This is a genomic window from Segatella copri (assembly GCF_026015625.1).
Classification (GTDB): Bacteria; Bacteroidota; Bacteroidia; order Bacteroidales; family Bacteroidaceae; genus Prevotella; species Prevotella copri_H.
Genome location: NZ_JAPDVG010000001.1, coordinates 1,735,784 through 1,754,541, shown reverse-complemented (window position 1 = coordinate 1,754,541; position 18,758 = coordinate 1,735,784). Strand labels below are relative to the sequence as shown.

Sequence of the window (18,758 nt, the reverse complement as noted above, 5' to 3'; positions counted from 1 at the left end):
TAAGGTGAAATGTATAGCAATAAAGAAAACGTCAATATTTTGACAAGTTTACTGGTAGCGCATGGTGTTCGCCATGCAGTGGTGTGTCCGGGCAGCAGAAATGCAGCCATAGTTCACAATCTCAACGAGTGTGAAAACATCACTTGCTATCCTGTAACCGACGAACGTAGCGCCGGCTTCCAAGCTCTTGGACTTTCTATGGCTGAAGGTTATCAGCCTGTCGTAGTTTGTGTGACTTCGGGTTCTGCATTGCTCAATCTTTATCCGGCAGTAGCTGAGGCTTATTATCAGCAAATCCCACTCATAGTGATTTCTGCCGACAGACCGGCACAGTGGATCAACCAGCTGGATGGTCAGACGCTTCCTCAGCCTGATGCTTTGGGGCAGATGGTAAGAAAAGCAGTATCTCTGCCAGAAGTGTTCGCAGGTGAGCAGCAGGAAGAGATGCATTGGTATTGCAACCGGCTGGTCAACGAAGCGCTGTTGGAAAGCATGGGGCGGGTAAAGGGTCCTGTACACATCAATGTACCTATCTCTGAGCCTTTCTATTCGTTTACGAAAGAAGCTTTGCCCGTTGAGCGCAAGATAGAGGTTGCTTACTGCAGGGCAAATATTGACACATTTGATGGGACCCCTTTTGAATGTGTGTTAAAAGCCAAACGTCCATTGTTGGTAATAGGACAGTTGGACAATACCGAAAAATATGTAGACTTGTTGGCTTATATTGACCGGATGCCTATATTATGGGAATCTCTGGCAATGCCACCTTATCTATATAAGGTTCAGGAAGAACTGGGAGAAGATTGGAATAAAACCACCCTGTATGGCGCTTTCGAGAATTTGCTGGATGAAATAAAGGACGATGAAAGATTCCGTCCTGACCTGGTGGTTTATATAGGTGGACATATTGTAAGCAAGAAGCTGAAATCTTATCTGCGTTCGCTTAAAGGAGTTGAGCAGATAAGAATCTCGCAAGAGGCTGATATCGAAGATACGTTCATGCATCTTACTAAAGTGATGGATTTGCCAAACAGTGATGCCATGTCATGGTTGGGTAATTTTGGCTGGCACAACCACTGGGAGGATTATCGCAAATTGTGGATGGATGCGTTGGCTAAAAGCTATGAACGCAAAGAGAACTTCAAGCCTGAGTTCAGCAGTCTGGCTACCGTAAAGGAATTCTTCAGCCAGCTTCAGAAGGTTGAGCCTCAGGATTTCAAAGCGTTCACCTTAGGCGATAAAGATGCTCAGGACGATGGTATCTATGACCGCGAATTCGATACTTTCCTTCCTGGTCTGATGAGCAGCGTCATCTCCGGTAACAGTTCTGCCATCCGGTTGATGAATCAGTATGCCGACCGCCATGTTTACTGCAATCGTGGTGTGAACGGCATAGAAGGTTCTCTTTCTACGGCTGTAGGTTTCTCGATGTGCAAGAACAAGTCTGATAAGCATGTATACTGCGTTCTCGGCGACCTGAGTTTCTTCTATGACCAGAATGCGCTCTGGAATAGAAATCTGAACGGCAAGCTCCGTATCATCGTGCTCAATAATGGTGGCGGTGCCATCTTTGGCAAGTTCCAGGGATTAAAGGAGAGTCAGGCTCGCGAAGAAATAATAATGGCAAAGCATCATGCAACGGCTGAAGGAATCTGTAGTCAGAATGAGGTAAAATATCTCGCAGCTCATACGATGGAAGAGATGGAACAGGGCATCAGCCAATTGATTCATGCCGAGAGCGAGCGCCCGATGCTCCTGGAGGTTTTCACAGATATGGATGTAGATAATGAGATGCTGGAAGCCGTTCAGAAGTGCTGATAGAGGACCTGTAAGGAACTATAACTGATAGTTCTGTCAAAAAAATAAGATAGTAAGTAATCATAAAGTTCAAAATTCAAAGTTCAAAGTAAAATGAGAGAATGGAAGAAGATAGAAGGTTTTGATTTCAAGGAAATCATCTTCGAGGAGTATAATCATATCGCTAAGATTACCATCAACCGTGAGCGCTACCGTAATGCCTTCACACCGTTGACCACTTGGGAGATGGCGCAGGCATTCAACTATTGCCGCGACTGTCTGGATATCCGTGTGGTCATCCTGACGGGTGCCGGCGATAAGGCGTTCTGTGCAGGAGGTGACATGCATGTGAAGGGCCGAGGCGGTTATGTGGGTAACGATGGTGTGCCTCGCCTGAATGTGCTCGATGTACAGATGCAGATTCGCCGTCTGCCAAAGCCGGTCATCGCTATGGTGAATGGTTATGCCATCGGTGGCGGTCATGTGCTTCATGTGATGTGCGACCTGACCATCGCTTCAGAGAATGCCATCTTTGGTCAGACTGGTCCTAAGGTAGGAAGCTTCGATGCCGGTTTCGGTTCTTCTTATCTGGCACGAATGGTGGGACAAAAGAAGGCACGCGAAATTTGGTTCCTCTGCAAGCAGTATTCTGCCAAGGAGGCTGAAGAGATGGGAATGGTGAACAAGGTGGTGCCTCTCGAAAAGTTGGAAGATACCTGTGTAGAGTGGGCTGAAATCATGATGGAACGTTCACCTCTGGCACTCCGTATGATCAAGGCTGGCTTGAATGCCGAACTGGATGGTCAGGCTGGTATTCAGGAGTTGGCTGGCGATGCCACGATGCTCTATTATACGATGGATGAGGCTCAGGAGGGTGGCAAGGCGTTCCTTGAGAAGCGCAAGCCTCGCTTCGAGGATTATCCTCAGTTCCCATAAATTCATCATCTATAAACAATAAAAACCTCGGAAGAAAAGCAATCTGCCAATCTTCTGAGGTTTCTTGTTTCTTATTCGTGAGTAGCGAATCTCTGTTCTGCCAGTTTCTCGTATTTGGTGCCTGGCTTGCCATAGTTGGCATACGGCCAGATGCTGATGCCGCCACGAGGAGTAAAGATGCCTGTTACCTCTATATATTTAGGGTCCATCAGTTTGATGAGATCCTTCATGATGATGTTCACGCAGTCTTCATGGAAGTCGCCATGATTGCGGAAACTGAAGAGATAAAGTTTCAGACTCTTGCTCTCTACCATCTTTACGTCAGGAATATAGCTGATGCGAATCTCTGCGAAATCTGGCTGACCCGTAATAGGGCAGAGCGATGTAAACTCAGGGCAGTTGAAACGTACCCAGTAATCATTGCCAGGATGCTTGTTCACGAAAGTTTCGAGCACCTCTGGCGCATAATCCATTCTATATGTAGTCTTGGCACCTAATGCCTGAAGACCGTCTTCTTTTCTATCCACGCTTGGTAATGTTTTAATGTTTGATATTTACTGATGTCTTTTAGCCGAGGCTGAAGATCTTGAATACATTGTAGGAGATGTTATTGTCGTATGCATCTTCACCTTCATGCTTCTTCACGTATTTCACTACACGGATGGTCAGAGGCAATACCACAATCTCGTAGGCTGTCTTCAGTATCACCTGCCAGAGCATGAGCCAAGGCAATTCTGATGTAGGCACCACACCGCCCAGGGCAAGTGGGAAGAAGATAAGACTGTCGCAACTCTCACCTGCAATGGTACTGAGGATGGCACGGGCAGAGAAATGCTTGCCACCATCGCGGATTTTCATCACGCTCATCACATAGGCATTGGCAAATGAACCGATGATGAAGGCTACGAAAGAGGCTGCTGCAATGCGGGGTGCCAGACCGAAGATGGCATGAAAACCGGCATCGTTGGTCCAATAAGGCGCTGCTGGAATCACATCGCAGATAGCACCCAGCGCCACGAAGAAGAAGTTCATCGCAAAGCCGGTCCAGATCAACAGACGCGCTTTCTGATAGCCCCATACTTCGCATACCACATCATTGATGATGTAGCTTACAGGGAATACGATAAGTCCACCGGTAAGGGAAACTGGCCCGAAGGCGATTTGCTTTGTTTCGAGTACGTTTGCTGCAATCAGGCAAACGCAGAAGAGGATGCTGAAAAGCATAAACAGCACGCTCACTTGAGTTTTTTTCTTGTCCATTTTCTTGTTTTTTACGAGGTTTACCAAGCACTCGGGTTATTGAATATGATGATTCTTTTCAGAAATCGGCTGCAAAATTACAACATTTCTTCTTAATAGCCAAATATTTGGGCAAAAAAAATGGCTCCAAATACTAATCACTAGCACTTGGAGCCCTTATCTAACTAAAAACCTAAAACTTTTTTCTAAAAACTAAACCTAACAATCTTAACCTATGAGAAACTAACCTTTTCAGATTATATTGTGATAGCGAAATAACACTCTTGTTATCCGCTGTCATCTGTAATCAAGCAACTGATATACCAAAAAGTAGTTTCATGACAAGATGTCAGAGAAAATTTACTTTTCCATAAACTTCTTTGCAGCTCTTAACTGATGCCTCATCACACTCAGGAATTCCTGACTCTCCTGCAGTACGTTGAGATAAACCAGAGAAATCTGCATCAGCGTATTGTCTGTCATGTGCTGGATGCGGTCGATATGCTTTTTGCGGAGAACAGAGAGTTCGTCTTTGCAGGCATCTGCCTCGGCAAGAATCTCGCGATAGCTGTCATATCTGCCGGTCTCTATCAGTTCGCAGCTCATGCGCATCAGGTCGTTGATCTTCTGGCGTACAGGAGTAAACTCCTTGATGTATTCAGCAGGAAGCGGATTGAAGTTGTTGTCAACATGTTCCTTGATTGGGTCGAGCATACGGCGCAGAGAGTAGATAAACTGCTGGTTGCTGTTGGCACCCAGATGGAACCAGGTGTTGCGCTCGATGGCAATCTCGATAGGCGATTTCTTCAAACCGAGCATCTCCTGACGGCGGAACTTCTTCAGCATATCCTGTTCCTTCTTCAGATCCTTGTTGGCATGACGAAGGTCGCGGGTATTCTCGTTGGCAAGACCATCCATAATCTGGTTGAACTCGTTCAGGGCGAAGTGGCAGACGTAAGACTGGGTGCGTGAAACCTGACGGCGAAGCAAATCCCATACAATCTCCGGGTCGCGGGAACGCATCATCAGCTGGAAGGTACTGCTCTTGCCCTCTTCCTTAGCCTTCTTGTTATACTGGATGTTGCTGCGGATGAGCAGGTAGATAACCAAACCCATGAAGCAAGCCTGGATGCCCACACCACCAAAGTGCATGATGATACAAACAATGGCACAGGCTGCGAAAGCTACACCGGCTGTGATGAACCAACCACCGATTACACTCAATACACCTGTTACACGGAATACGGCACTCTCGCGGCTCCATGCTCTATCAGCAAGTGAAGAACCCATAGCTACCATGAAGGTAACGTAGGTGGTAGAGAGAGGCAACTTGAGGTTGGTACCGATGGTGATCAGCATGGAAGCAAGTACCAGGTTAACGGCTGCACGAACCACGTCGAAAGCAGCACTCTCCTCGAGTTCAACATCATTCTTGTCAAAACGGCTGTTGATCCAGTTCATCAGCGCCTTTGGCATAAACTGCTTCAACCATGAATCTGTAGCCTGGCAGTTGCGTACAATCACGCGGGCTGCAGAAGAACTGCCGAACATCTCATCGCCCTCGTCCTGACGGCTCAAGTCAACAGAAGTCTTGATTACGTTCTGTGCTTTCTTGGATGTCGCCATGGCGATAATCATCACGGCACCGGCAGCAAGCAGGAAGCCTGGAGTTGTCTTGGCACTCTCCATCAATGAAGTCATCATAAACTGGTCTGGCGCTGCACCGTTGGCATTTGCCATATAGTCCTGATAAGAAGAGAGACCAGCCAGAGGCACACCGATGAAGTTTACCAGGTCGTTACCAGCGAAAGCCATAGCCAGGGCGAAAGTACCCATCAGCACCGTAAACTTGAAGATGTTGACACGGCAGAGGTGCAGGAATTCCATTACTACAGCAGACACCACGAAGGTGATGCAGATGAGAAAACCGAGATTCTGGTCGATGTAATCGCGCACCTCAGCAGGCAGGTAAGGACTCTTGCCCAAACCCTTCATGAAGATGAAGTAAGAGAGGGCTGTAAAGGCGATACCGCCGAAGATAGCGATACTGTAGCGGCTGTGCTTGCGGTAGTTGAAGGTGAAAATGATACGGGAAAGCCACATTACAAAGGCTCCAAACACGAAGGCGATGATGACAGATGAGAAGATACCCATGATTACCTCCAACGCCTTGTTGCTATTGAGCAATACGCCATAGTTGAGGCTATCGTCGCCGTACATCTTCAGGGTAGCGAGGATGAAAGCACCACCCAGTAACTCGAATACCAGAGAGACAGTAGTTGAGGTTGGCATACCTAAGGTGTTGAACACATCCAGGATGATGACATCAGTCACCATGACCGCCAGGAAGAGCGTCATTACCTCTTCGAATGTAAAGTGGTCAGGACTCATGATACCATGGCGGGCGATATCCATCATTCCCGATGACATGATGGCTCCGAGAACCACACCGCAAGATGCGATAATCAGCACCGTGCGAAACTTAGCCACCTTAGCTCCGATGGCAGATTGCAGGAAGTTGACAGCATCGTTGCTGACTCCTACGAAGAGATCGAACACTGCTAAACAGAGCAGGAAGATCACAATACATAAATAAATTGTACCCATTATTATCTTAATGTTTATTGTTATTGTTTACTTTGTGGGGGACATTTCTTCCCCTTATTTGCGGGAGTTATCCATTTCCTCCTTCTTTTCGGCTGCAAAAGTACGTAGGAAATGTTACAGGCTATTTAAACAGATGTTACATTCTTGTTAAAAACGATTTTTCTTCTGTTTTTCTGAAAGAAAGTAGTATCTTTGCAGTCAGAACGCCTATATATAATAAGGTGTAAAACATAACAAACATGAAAATGGATAGATTTAAAGATATCAGGGCGATAGCCTTCGATGCCGATGATACGCTCTGGGCATTACAAAACTATTTCGAGGACGTGGAGCATGAGTATTGCGAGCTGCTTGCGGAATATGGAAAGGAAAAGGATATTTCTGCTGCTCTCTTCGAGACGGAGAGTAAAAATATGGCTGATTTGGGTTATGGTTGCAAGGCTTTCACCATATCCCTGGTAGAGAATGCGGTGAAGGTGAGTCATGGTAAGGTGGAGGCGAATGTCATCGCCCAAATTGTGGACTTGGGTAAGAGTCTCCTGCATCTTGATGCCAAGCCTTTGGAAGGGGTAGAGAAAACCTTGGCTTGTTTCCGTGAGATGAAGAAATATAAGCTGGCAGTCTTCACCAAGGGTGAGTTGATGGATCAGGAGAATAAGTTGTGGCGTTCGGGTCTGCAGCGGTATTTTGATGTGGTGACTATCGTGAGCGACAAGACGCCCAAGGCTTATCATCGTCTCAGCAGGGAACTGGATGTAACTCCCGACGAGCTGGTGATGGTGGGTAACAGTTTCAAGAGTGATATTGCTCCGGCATTAAAAATCGGAGCTTCGGCTGTCCATATCCCTTTTCATACCACATGGGCGCATGAAAAGACAGAGGAATTTGAACATCCCAAGCTCCGTCGTATTTCAAGATTCGAGGAACTTCTCGATATCTTATAACTCGATATTTTATAAGGGTCTTAAAACCCCTTATAAAATACTCATATAATACTTTTATTCTTCTCCTTCTTCATCTTTCAGTGATACCAAAGTCTCAACGAATGGACTGTGGAAGGTGCTTAAGAGATGCAGAATCTCCTTGCGCTGCTCCTCTTCCTCATCCCAGAGGCTGATGAAATTAAAATTTCTCCCCAAAAAATTGCAGGTTTCGAAAAATCTTCGTACCTTTGCAGCACCAGTACCCGCCAAGCCTCTCAACGATGCTCAAATGTGCGGGTCGTTTTATTTTTATACATTTCCCTTGCTGAGATTCTCGTATTTTCAAACGATTCTTATTTCTTTGTGAATATTGAAAATATGGAAGAAAATGGTAATATGCTAATAATCAAGGAATTATGGATTTGTTGGTTAATAGCGCTAAAATAGGAATTCTATAGTCGTACGACTACAACTTTATAGTTGTACAACTATAGGGTATTCGCTTAATTAGAAACAAAAAATAGAGAATTCGGATGCCCAAAACTCCCTATTTTCGTTGCTAGATTCCAAGTTTACCAGTATGCAAAATTTGGTTATAAATATTGACAGAAATACCCATTTTGGCAGGGGAAGATTACTTCTGCTCTAAATGAAATAGGCTTCAATGGCGAATGAAGCCTATTTCAATCGCACATGAAGCCTGTTTCGATCGCACATGAAGCTTATTTCATTTTTACCTCCAATTATTTAGAATTCTGCATCAAACAAGACGCTGATTTTATAAGGTATGAAGAAAATCATCAAAGAACACGAGCATTTTGAAAAGTTCATGGGCTATAAAGCACCAGAATTCAAATCTGATTCCGGAGAATTCCATGTAATATTATGGAATCTCAACTATATTTCTAACAACAAAAATGAATTCGCTAACTCAGAAGTGAGTCCACTTTAAAAAGTCACAAATCATATTTTTACCTTTGTAACTTATTGACAATCAATAGCACGTTTTCGTAAATATGACTTTTTCAAGTGGGCTCAATAGTTAATTATTAGATATTCTATTGAGATGTCGTAAAAGAAGCTAATCTACTGTACTTCGATTAAGCAGCGAGAGCGTAGTTATTTTCGCCAATTAATTTTTTGTTCACTAGGATTTAGGAGGTAGCCAACGAGCCTCCGCATGCTTACGTACCATTTCATCTCGCCGTCAAATCCAGTCAACCCCGAGATTTCTTTGATAACTAGGATGCAACGATAAAGCGAATTTTTGAAATCACCAAATATTTTCGGAAAATTCTTCGCTTTTTCTTTAAAATATCGGGATAATGCGGTTGAAAGTTGCTTTGTATTAAGAATTTTTGAAGAAATGATGCTGTTTTTGGAGTTATCTCGTTTTTTTGCAGTAACTTTGTGGGCAAAATAATTAAAAATCAAAAATGATGGCAGTGGAGAAAAAAGGAAAGATACTGATAGTGGATGACAATGAGGATGTTCTCTTGTCGCTCAATATGCTTTTGAAACCATACGTGGAGGGTATCAGAGTTATCAATACGCCTGAGCGAATCATCGGAATGATGGATTCGTTTATGCCTGATGTTATCATGCTCGATATGAACTTCCATCGGGATGCCATCAGTGGCGAAGAGGGGTATGAATGGCTGGAGAAGATTCTGGCGCATAACCCCAAGAGCGTGGTGCTGTTTATCACGGCATACGTGGATACGGAGAAGGCGGTGAGGGCTATCAAGGCGGGAGCCATCGATTTTATTCCGAAACCATGGGATAGGAATAAGCTGCTCGATACGGTGAAGAGTGCCGTGGAACTGAGCAGGGAAAGGAATCTGGATTCTTCGGATTTGCACGAAAAGGTGTCAGAGCAGAATCTGAATATGAATCAAAGTTCTGATTCCAAGTCTATTGCATCTTCTGAAGATGTGTTTTCGAGAATGATTGGCGAATGCCCTGCCATGAAGGAACTGAAAGCGCAGATGATGCGTGTGGCGGCTACAGATGCCAACGTATTGATTACTGGAGAGAATGGTACGGGAAAGGATGTGGTGGCGCATGCCTTGCATCAGCTTTCTGACAGGGCAAGGAAGCCTTTTGTGAATATCGACCTGGGTTGTATCCCTGAGAATCTTTTCGAGAGCGAACTTTTCGGATACGAGAAGGGGGCGTTTACGGATGCCAGGAATGCGAAGGAAGGACGAATTGAGACGGCGGATGGCGGAACTCTCTTTCTGGATGAGATTGGAAATCTGAACCTGCCGATGCAGCAGAAACTCCTGACGGTGATTGAGAAGCGGGAGACTCAGCGCATTGGTTCCAATAAGGTGAGCCGGGTAGATGTGAGGATTCTGGCGGCTACGAATGTCCCTCTGCGTGAGAAGGTGGGAGAAGGAACATTCCGGCAGGATCTCTTTTATCGCTTGAATACCATCGAGCTTCATCTTCCACCGCTGCGTGATCGTGGAGAGGATATCGTTCTGCTGGCAGAATATTTCCTGAAGATTTATTCGGGAAAATACAGTGTGGGCGATGTGAGGCTGGGGGCATCTGCCAAGCAGAAGCTGTTGAAACATACCTGGCCGGGGAATGTAAGAGAGTTGCAGCATTGTATAGAGAGGGCGATTGTGTTGGGGGATAAGACGGAACTGGCTGCAGAGGATATCAGATTGGAGGATTCGGTGGTGGTTTCGGCGGCTTCTTCATCAGATTCTTCATCAAGTTCTGTTAATATAGATTCGCTCAATCTTCAGTCCTTGGAGCGTGAAGCCATCAAGCGCGCCATTTCCTTGAGTAATGGAAATCTTACACAGGCCGCAGAATTGCTGGGTATCACCCGTTTCGCCCTTTACAGGAAAATCGACAAACTCGGGGTTTAATAAGGCTTCGGAAATTTTAGAAACAATGTCAATCGTCAATAACTTATTCAATCATAAGAGCAATGAGCGGATGCGTCAACTGATTGAGGCTATCCGCACCCGTGACTTCTCGCTTCAGTATTCGTTGGATCATCTGAGGGGAGAAGAGCGGAATCTTGCAGAGCAGATTAACGAAGTGGTGAATGAATTTCGGGAAACCACTTTGCTGCAGGAAGCGAAATACCAGTATTTCGGAACGATGCTCGATACCATCAATGCCTTTCTCATTGTGGCGGATGAACAGGGGAAGGTGCATTGGATGAATCGGGCTGCCGTGGAGGGACTCTGCGGTTTTTCGATTCAGCACTTGCAGGATTTGCAGGTGCTGGATGGGGCGCTTCCGGAAATGATGATGCAGCTGAAGCCGGGATTGCAGAAACTGATGCAATTGGAGACCAAGACCAATGAGGCTGCTGCTGGCAAGAAGGCTTTGGATGCCGGAAATCAGAATGCGGGGAAGGCTGACTTTGTATTGAGCGTGGTCAACTTCTTTAATAAAGGCTTTGCCTATCGCCTTTATACCTTGCAGAATGTGCAACCGGTGATTCAGAAGAATGAGACGGATGCGCAGCAGCTGCTGGTGAGGGTATTGACCCACGAAATCATGAACTCGCTGACTCCTATCATCTCTTTGGCTGATACGCTATGTGAAGGGGTGGAACAGGATACGCTGGAGCATGATGATTTGCTGATGGCATTGCAGGCTATCAACCGGAGAAGCAATGGCTTGCTGCAGTTTGTAGAGAACTATCGAAAGTTGCAACGCATATCGAAACCTCTGTTTGAGGATGTGAGAATTGGCGACCTGGTAGCAGATTTGCAGCATCTTTATCCGGATTCGATATTCCATTATGAGATAGAAAATGAAGACCAGATTGTGCAGATAGATCGTTCGCAGATTGAGCAGGTACTGATTAATCTGCTGAAGAATGCGCAGGAAGCTGTGGAGAAGGAAGAGGCTCCTTTCGTCTGTCTTACAACCCATCTTTCCAGCAATAAGCGAGATTTCATCATTTCCATTACCGATAATGGTAAGGGAATTCTACCAGAGGTGATGGAGCGCATTTTTGTGCCGTTCTTTACTACCAAGACGAGTGGTTCGGGCATCGGGTTGAGTATCTGCAAGCAGATAGTAACCCTGCATGGTGGCACCATCACCGCCTCATCAAAACCTGATGATAAAACCACCTTTAGCGTGGTGCTTCCTGTCTGAAAGAGACAGATATCTATCATATTGAGGATGTGCGCACCGTGCGAAATCGCACACGTTTCGTGCGGTTTCGCACGCTTTTCAATATTCTAAAATTTCTTATCATCTTGATAATCACGTTTTTATCTTTATGGCATGGCTTTTGTGTTAGTTTTTGCAAAAGTAATCATCATGAAGATAAAGAATTATATATTCATAGCATCGGCGCTTGCAGCCATGAATGTTCAAGCCGACACTTTGCAGCTCGACTTGGCGGCTACCATTGCGATGGCGCAGCGGCAGTCGCCATCGGTGCAGAGTGCCCGCAATACCTTTTTGTCTGCTTACTGGGCTTATCGGTATCATCAGGCCAACTATCTGCCTTCGCTTTCCCTTTCGTCTTCACCTTATATTAATAAGGAGGTGAATAAGATTACCCAGTCGGATGGTACGGCTCTCTTCCTGAAGCAAGACCAGTTGGGTGCCGATCTTACTCTGAAAATCAACCAGAATATCTCCCTGACGGGTGGTAGCCTTTTTGTGAAGAGTTCGCTCAACCGGTTGGATGAGTTGCACAACAAGATAACCGCCTATAGCAGTCAGCCCTTTGTCGTGGGCTACGAGCAGAGTCTTTTTGGCTATAACTCCTTGAAGTGGAATCGCCGGATAGAACCAATCCGGTTCCGGGAATCCAAGAAGCGATATGCCGAAACGCTGGAGATCGTATCGGCAAAAGCTTGTGAACATTTCTTCGGTCTGGCTTCGGCGCAGGCTGAATGGGAGATGGCAAAGCAGAACTTTGCTTCTGCCGATACGCTTTATCAGATGGCGAAGGGGCGATATGAGAACGGAACGATTTCGGAAAACGAGATGCTGCAGCTGGAAATCAACCGACTGAACGAGGAGACCAACGTGATGGATGCGCAGGTGGCTTTGCGGGAGAAGATGCAGACCATCCGCTCGTTTCTGGGATTGGAACAATCGCAGGACATCTGTCTGGTGATGCCGGAAGAGGTGCCTGCCTTTGAGGTTCCTTTGCAGCGGGCGATAGATTGGGCTTTGCTGAACAGTCCGGATCCCGATTATTACCGTCGCATCCGGAAGGAGAGCGAAAGCCGGTTGGCGCAAGCTCGTGCCAATGCAGGATTGAAGGCGGATCTCTATATGCAGTTCGGGCTCTCGCAGACGGGAGCCGACATCGGTGCCGCCTATCGCAGTCCGATGAGCCAGCAATCGGCAAGCATCACCATCGCCCTTCCGATATTGGATTGGGGACGAGGAAAGGGTAGGGTGAGAGAAGCCAAATCACAGTTGGCGCTTACTCAGACGCAGGTGGAGCAAGGCATGCGGGATTTCTACCAGAACGTAGAAAAACTGGTGTTGCAGTTTAATATGCAATCCCGAAAGGTGCATGTGGCATCGCTTACCGACCAGCGTGCCGAGAAGCGATATGTGGTGGCGCGCCGACTCTACATCATGGGGCGCAACTCGATACTCGACCTGAATGCAGCCATCAGCGAGAAAGATGCTGCCCGGCGTAATTACATCTCGACGATGCAGACCTATTGGAGTCTTTACTATACACTCCGAAGCATGACGGGTTTTGATTTCGAGCACAATAAAGAATTAAAGGAAGAACTTCCTATAGAATAAAAAATGAATAATAACAGAACAATATGGATATAAAGAAACAACCGAAACCGTGGTATGTCCGCTACCGCTATCCTATCCTGTCGGGTGCAGCAGGCATCGCCATCCTGGTCTATGCCCTTTTCCTGATCGTTACTTCGGGAACCCGAAGGGTGGATCCGGATAGCGTGGTGATAGCCGAAGTAAAGAAGGCTCCTTTCTGGGAGTATGTGGATGTAGAAGGACTGGTGCAACCCTTCAAGACTATCCAGGTGAATGCGATGGAGAATGGATTCGTGGAACGGGTGGTGGCTGAAGAAGGAGCTATGCTGCAGCAGGGCGATACCATCCTGGTGCTTCAGAATCCGGAACTCTATCATTCTATTGATGATGAGCAGGATGCATGGAGCAGCAAGCTTCGTAACTGTAAGGAACAGGAGATAGAGATGACGCAGAAGACCATCAACCTGCGCCAGCAAGCCTTGGATGCCCAGCATCAGATGGCGAGCTTGAAGAAATCGCTCAAGCAGAGCCGGGAGGAATATCGCATGGGCATCAAGAGCAAGGCAGAACTGGAGGTGGCTGAGGAAGATTACGAATATCAGCGGCAGAAGGTGCTCTTGCAGATGCAAAACCTAAAGCATGATTCCGTATCTACCCGATTGAAGCGCGAGATGATTGCTGCCAACAGGATGGAAGCCAACAAGAAATTATTGAGAATGAAGGGCCGCACCCAGCAGTTGGTGGTTCGGGCTCCCGTAAGCGGACAACTGAGTTATTTGGGGGTAACCCAAGGTCAGCAGGTTTCGTCTGGGGCGAGCATCGGACAGATTAAGGTGATGAGCCAGTTTAAACTGCAGGTTTCTCTGGCAGAATATTACATCGACCGCGTTATCGCCGGACTTCCTGCCCATATTGAGTATGGCGGTCATCAGTTTCCGCTTCGCGTATCGCGGGTGATTCCTGAGGTAAAAGACCATCAGTTTGTCTGCGAATTAACTTTTAGTGGCAAGACTCCCGCCAATATCCGTTTGGGTAAGAGTTATCGGGTGCTGTTGGAATTGGGCAAGCCGGAACAAGCCTTGGTGATTCCGAATGGTGATTTCTTCCAAACGACCAACGGATATTGGATATTCCGGGTATCTGACGATGGCAAGAAAGCGCAGCGGGTGAATATCAATGTTGGCAGACAGAATCCGCAGCAATTCGAAATCACTTCCGGCTTGAAGCCGGGCGACAAGATTATCGTAAGCGGATATACCCACATCGCCAGCGAAAAAGAGATAGACTTGAGATAGACTTTTATCTTGGATCATCAAAAATCATCATCCATCATAGATAATAAAAATCAATCTTTCACGTAAATAAATTATAAAGACTAAAAAATATGAACATGTTATTACACAACCTGAAGGTTGCCCTGCGCAACATTCTCAAGTACAAGGTGCAGACTCTGGGCAGCATCCTGTCGCTTGCCATCGGTATGGTGACGCTTGCCACGGTGCATTCGTTTCTGCAGAATTTCCGCATGGCTTCCATTAACCATGAACCTTATTATGACAGGGTTTATAATCTCCGATTCGATTCCATCCAAAAACGTCAATCGGATAATTCAATTCGTATCAATGGTGATATCGTAAGGGCGGTGAAGGCGAATGGGGGACCTCGTTGCATAGAGCAGGGACCTTATGCTCCTAATGGTATGCTTACAGACGGCTGGGCTGAGTTTACCCTAAACGGCAAGACAAGACGCAAGATGCAGTTGGATGCAGTTCCTCTTGATCGAAATTATCCCAACTTTGTAGGTATCCGTTCTGCCATTACAGAAGAAAAGATAAAGGTGCTGGGTCCTCATGATGCCATTATCAACGAAAAGCAGGCAAAGCAAATCTTTGGTGACAAGAATCCTGTGGGTGCAAGCATTCATTTGAGTAAGGGCTGTGGAAATTATCAGTTGAGATTGGTGGATGTCTATCAAGCCTTATCATTGACTGAGCTAGACATGAGCTTTTCTGCTCTCTTTTACTCGCCATGTGAGTTGGAAGATATGGATTTAAATCAATTTTATGCTGTGAATTTGTATGTGGTGTTGAAAGAGGGGTGTACGCCACAACAGTTGAAAGCAGAGGTGAACAGCAGATTGAAACCATTGGGTCTGAAGGTAAAAACAGAAAAGCTGAAAGATCGGTTGAGCGAAGAGTATTCAACCGTAGCGATAGCTTGTTCCATCACTTATCTGATTGGTTCGTTGATTCTGCTGGCTGCCATCATCGGTTTTCTGAGAATGCAGACGCAACTGTTCTGGATGCGCAGACGTGAAATCTCGCTCCGAATTACCAATGGTGCCACACGCCTCCAACTCTTCTCCATGTTTGCTACCGAGGTGGTGGTGATCGTGCTGGTGGCTTATTTTGTAGCAGTATTGATGGGATCCTGGATTTGTGATTATCTGGCAAGGCCTCAGTTTGCAGAAATTACCTCCGAGTTAGGAACCATCAGTCATCTGTATCTCTATAGTCTGGTGATTGGTCTGGTAGTGATGATGTTGTGTCTCGCCATTATCTGGATTGTGCTGAGTCGAATTTGTAAGCATACGCAAGCACTCGAATCAGGAATGAGAAGAAGCCATAACCGTTGGTTCCGCAATACGATGCTGGGGGTGCAGGTGATGATCAGTATGTTCTTCCTGGGTGTTACTTTCTGTCTCTTGTGCTGGGTGGGCAAGATGGCTGATTTCAATCATATACCTGATGACGAGCGTGCATACAAGCAGAGTCTGTTTCTGCAGACAAATGCGGCAGAAAATGGTCAGCGCCTTAGAGACAAGCTCATCCATTTGCCGCAGGTAGAACGATGGATTCCTTATAGCTGTGGATTTTGGAAAGTTAACGAACTGGCAGAGAACGAGGAGTTCAGCAAGGCTGTTTGGAAAGATGATCTTTTTGTTAGCTATAGTAATGTGACGAATTATAAAATTCAGATGACATCAGATACCTCCTATCTCGATTTCTTCAAGATCAAGGTGAATTGGAAGCCGAAGGCAAACCGGAAGAAATGTATCCTGGTGAATGAGGAGTTGTATAAGCATATGCGACAATATCATGTTGCTCCTAATGATATATTGACCGTAGATGATATGGATTCCTATCAGATAGCCGGAACGTTCCAGTCGATTCCTTATGAGGGGAGTATGAAAACTGATATATACTCATTCATAGTCATTGACCCTAAAGAGGTTTATGGTGCCACACATTATATTCTTGTGGCAAAGCCGGGTGAATATAAGGAGATGCAGGTTGCCGTAGATAGAATGATACAGAAATTGGAGCCTGCTGTGGTAAAACCGATGTCATCCAATCTTCGTGACTATATGGCGATGGAAATGTTAGCAATGGAAATACTGCAAAATATTGCGTGGATCCTGGCTATCGTGAGTCTGGCTATCTGTCTGATAAGCATCTTCAGTACGGTGATGCTGGATACGCAGACCCGCAAGAAGGAAGTGGCTATCCGCAAGGTGAATGGGGCCCTGACAAAGGATATTACCAAACTCTTCGGAAGAACCTATCTGGTGATTACGCTCATCGCCATGGTGTTTGCGGTGGTAGCCATGTTGCTGTTCCATATCGTTTTGGGTCAGATGTTCGAAATGGTAGAAATCAATCCTGCCTTCCCTATTAGTTTGAGTGTTGTGATAGTCATTGGCTTCATTGCAGCTATCATCGCCTGTCAGGTACGTAAAATCATGAAGGTGGATCCTTCGGAGATTCTGGCTAAGGAATAAAATGTGTAATTTGAAAGTATAAAAATATAATATGAATTTAAAGAAAAGATAATGATTATGATTCAATTAGATAATATCAAGAAAGTATTTCAGACAGAGGAAGTGGAGACCTGGGCTTTGCGTAATATCAGTCTGGAGGTGAAGGAAGGCGAATTTGTTGCCATCATGGGACCTTCGGGATGTGGCAAATCCACATTACTTAATATAATAGGTTTGCTGAATAATCCTACAAGCGGCAGCTATCTGCTCGACGGCAAGGATGTGAGCACGCTGAAGGAGAGCGAGCGTACCCTGATAAGAAGGGGTATGATAGGTTTTGTGTTCCAGAGTTTCAACCTGATAGATGAGTTGGATGTGGTGGAGAACATCGAGTTGCCGCTCTTGTATATGGGTGTATCGGGCAAGGAGCGTCGTAAGCGTGCCGAGGATGTGATGGAGCGCGTGGCGATATCCCATCGTGCCAAGCATTTCCCATCGCAGCTTTCGGGCGGTCAGCAGCAGCGCACCGCCATCGCCCGTGCCATCCTGCCGCATCCTAAGCTGATTCTTGCCGACGAGCCTACGGGAAATTTGGATTCCAAGAACGGCAAGGAGGTGATGGAACTGCTTTCTGAGTTGCATAAGGAAGGCACCACCATCGTAATGGTAACCCACTCGCTGCACGATGCCAATTATGCCGATAGAATCATCAATATGTTTGATGGTGAGATTGTGAATCAGGTAGAGATGTAGGAATTTATGATATGAAAATCGCCCGATAGCATATTCTTTGATGCTATCGGGCGATTTACGTTTATATCTCTTCATCAATAAATCGGATGATTTCATCCTGCTGGTCGGGATGATACCAGTGAATTTCTGCATCCCGCTTAAACCAGGTAAGCTGCTTGCGCATGTATTCACGGCTGTGCGATTGGATTTGTCTGATAGCTTCATCGCGGTCTATTTCGCCGTCAAAGTAGGAGAACATTTCTTTGTAGCCTACGGTTCTCAACGAGGTGAGTCCCTTCTGTGGGTATACGCTGCGTGCTTCTGCCTCCAGACCTTCGTCCATCATCATCAGTACACGCTGGTTGATGCGGTCGTAGAGTTCAGTTCTGTCGCGGTTCAGACCTATCTTGATGATGCGGAAAGGGCGCTGCTTCTTTTCGGCTGTGCGGAAAGAAGTATAAGTCTTGCCAGTCTGGTGGCAGATTTCCAGGGCATGCACCACGCGGCGAGGATTCTTCCTGTCTACTATCGCCCAATGCTCCGGGTCCATCTTGTGAAGTTCTTCTACCAGCGCTTCCAAGCCTTCTTCTTTCAGGCGCTGTTTCATCCAAGTGCGGATGTCGTCACGAACTGTAGGGATGTCGTCGATTCCCTTGCATACAGCATCGATATACATCATGCTGCCGCCTGTAAGCAGCGCCACATCATGATTTTTGAAGATGTCTTCCTGCAGGAGATTCATCACATCAGCCTCGTATTGGGCAGCGCTGTAATAATCTTCGATGTGGTGGTTTCCTACGAAATAATGCTTTACCCGCTGCTGCTGTTCGGCAGTAGGGGCTGCGGTTCCGATAGGGAGTTCGGCGAAAATCTGGCGGGAGTCGGCATTGATGATAGGTATAGCGAGATGCTCTGCCAGTGAAAGGCAAAGCTCCGTTTTACCTACACCGGTAGGACCTAAGACCACAATCAATGTTTTCATATATCATTCTTTATATTCAAGAAAAAGCATCCTTGCT

At 46.1% G+C, this 18,758-nt stretch carries 15 protein-coding genes; 10 read left to right on the top strand and 5 right to left on the bottom strand.

The window, feature by feature from the left end; translation table 11 throughout:
* The first annotated feature begins 9 nt into the window (after positions 1–9).
* The gene (gene menD / locus ONT19_RS07780) at positions 10–1,818 is read left to right on the top strand and encodes a 2-succinyl-5-enolpyruvyl-6-hydroxy-3-cyclohexene-1-carboxylic-acid synthase (protein ID WP_264952793.1); all 1,809 of its coding nucleotides are present in this window, start codon (positions 10–12) and stop codon (positions 1,816–1,818) included.
* 93 nt (positions 1,819–1,911) lie between these two features.
* Positions 1,912–2,733, top strand: a complete 822-nt coding sequence (menB, locus tag ONT19_RS07775) for a 1,4-dihydroxy-2-naphthoyl-CoA synthase (RefSeq protein ID WP_022121706.1) — start codon at positions 1,912–1,914, stop codon at positions 2,731–2,733.
* 71 nt (positions 2,734–2,804) lie between these two features.
* On the opposite strand, the gene queF is transcribed toward menB, so the two are convergent.
* From queF to ONT19_RS07760, 3 genes are all read right to left on the bottom strand, one after another.
* Complete coding sequence (gene queF, locus ONT19_RS07770) at positions 2,805–3,260, bottom strand: preQ(1) synthase (protein ID WP_006847219.1); 456 nt, start codon at positions 3,258–3,260, stop codon at positions 2,805–2,807.
* Positions 3,261–3,300: 40 nt separating this feature from the next.
* Positions 3,301–3,993, bottom strand: coding sequence for a queuosine precursor transporter (locus ONT19_RS07765; RefSeq protein ID WP_264900711.1), 693 nt, complete (start codon positions 3,991–3,993; stop codon positions 3,301–3,303).
* Positions 3,994–4,332: 339 nt separating this feature from the next.
* The gene (locus ONT19_RS07760) at positions 4,333–6,579 is read right to left on the bottom strand and encodes an inorganic phosphate transporter (RefSeq protein ID WP_200758365.1); all 2,247 of its coding nucleotides are present in this window, start codon (positions 6,577–6,579) and stop codon (positions 4,333–4,335) included.
* A 245-nt stretch (positions 6,580–6,824) separates the two neighbouring features.
* On the opposite strand from ONT19_RS07760, the gene ONT19_RS07755 reads away from it, so the two are divergent.
* On the top strand, positions 6,825–7,523 hold the full coding sequence (locus ONT19_RS07755) for an HAD family hydrolase (RefSeq protein WP_264952794.1): 699 nt from the start codon (positions 6,825–6,827) through the stop codon (positions 7,521–7,523).
* Positions 7,524–7,577: 54 nt separating this feature from the next.
* Here ONT19_RS07755 and ONT19_RS07750 read toward each other — a convergent pair whose 3' ends face one another.
* Positions 7,578–7,718, bottom strand: coding sequence for a hypothetical protein (locus ONT19_RS07750; protein WP_264952795.1), 141 nt, complete (start codon positions 7,716–7,718; stop codon positions 7,578–7,580).
* Between the two features lie 571 nt (positions 7,719–8,289).
* On the opposite strand from ONT19_RS07750, the gene ONT19_RS07745 reads away from it, so the two are divergent.
* From ONT19_RS07745 to ONT19_RS07715, 7 genes are all read left to right on the top strand, one after another.
* The gene (locus ONT19_RS07745; protein WP_264952796.1) at positions 8,290–8,454 is read left to right on the top strand and encodes a hypothetical protein; all 165 of its coding nucleotides are present in this window, start codon (positions 8,290–8,292) and stop codon (positions 8,452–8,454) included.
* 484 nt (positions 8,455–8,938) lie between these two features.
* Complete coding sequence (locus tag ONT19_RS07740; protein WP_264952797.1) at positions 8,939–10,387, top strand: sigma-54-dependent transcriptional regulator; 1,449 nt, start codon at positions 8,939–8,941, stop codon at positions 10,385–10,387.
* Positions 10,388–10,412: 25 nt separating this feature from the next.
* Positions 10,413–11,639: a sensor histidine kinase gene (locus tag ONT19_RS07735; RefSeq protein ID WP_264952798.1), complete on the top strand. Its 1,227-nt coding sequence runs from the start codon at positions 10,413–10,415 to the stop codon at positions 11,637–11,639.
* A gap of 168 nt (positions 11,640–11,807) precedes the next feature.
* Complete coding sequence (locus ONT19_RS07730) at positions 11,808–13,268, top strand: TolC family protein (RefSeq protein ID WP_264952799.1); 1,461 nt, start codon at positions 11,808–11,810, stop codon at positions 13,266–13,268.
* A 23-nt stretch (positions 13,269–13,291) separates the two neighbouring features.
* Positions 13,292–14,542: an efflux RND transporter periplasmic adaptor subunit gene (locus ONT19_RS07725; protein WP_264952800.1), complete on the top strand. Its 1,251-nt coding sequence runs from the start codon at positions 13,292–13,294 to the stop codon at positions 14,540–14,542.
* A gap of 89 nt (positions 14,543–14,631) precedes the next feature.
* Positions 14,632–17,028, top strand: a complete 2,397-nt coding sequence (locus ONT19_RS07720) for an ABC transporter permease (RefSeq protein WP_264952801.1) — start codon at positions 14,632–14,634, stop codon at positions 17,026–17,028.
* Positions 17,029–17,085: 57 nt separating this feature from the next.
* Positions 17,086–17,760, top strand: a complete 675-nt coding sequence (locus tag ONT19_RS07715) for an ABC transporter ATP-binding protein (protein WP_264952802.1) — start codon at positions 17,086–17,088, stop codon at positions 17,758–17,760.
* A gap of 61 nt (positions 17,761–17,821) precedes the next feature.
* Here the strand turns inward: ONT19_RS07715 and miaA are convergent, their stop codons facing one another.
* Positions 17,822–18,721, bottom strand: coding sequence for a tRNA (adenosine(37)-N6)-dimethylallyltransferase MiaA (gene miaA / locus ONT19_RS07710; RefSeq protein WP_264952803.1), 900 nt, complete (start codon positions 18,719–18,721; stop codon positions 17,822–17,824).
* Positions 18,722–18,758 lie beyond the last annotated feature (37 nt).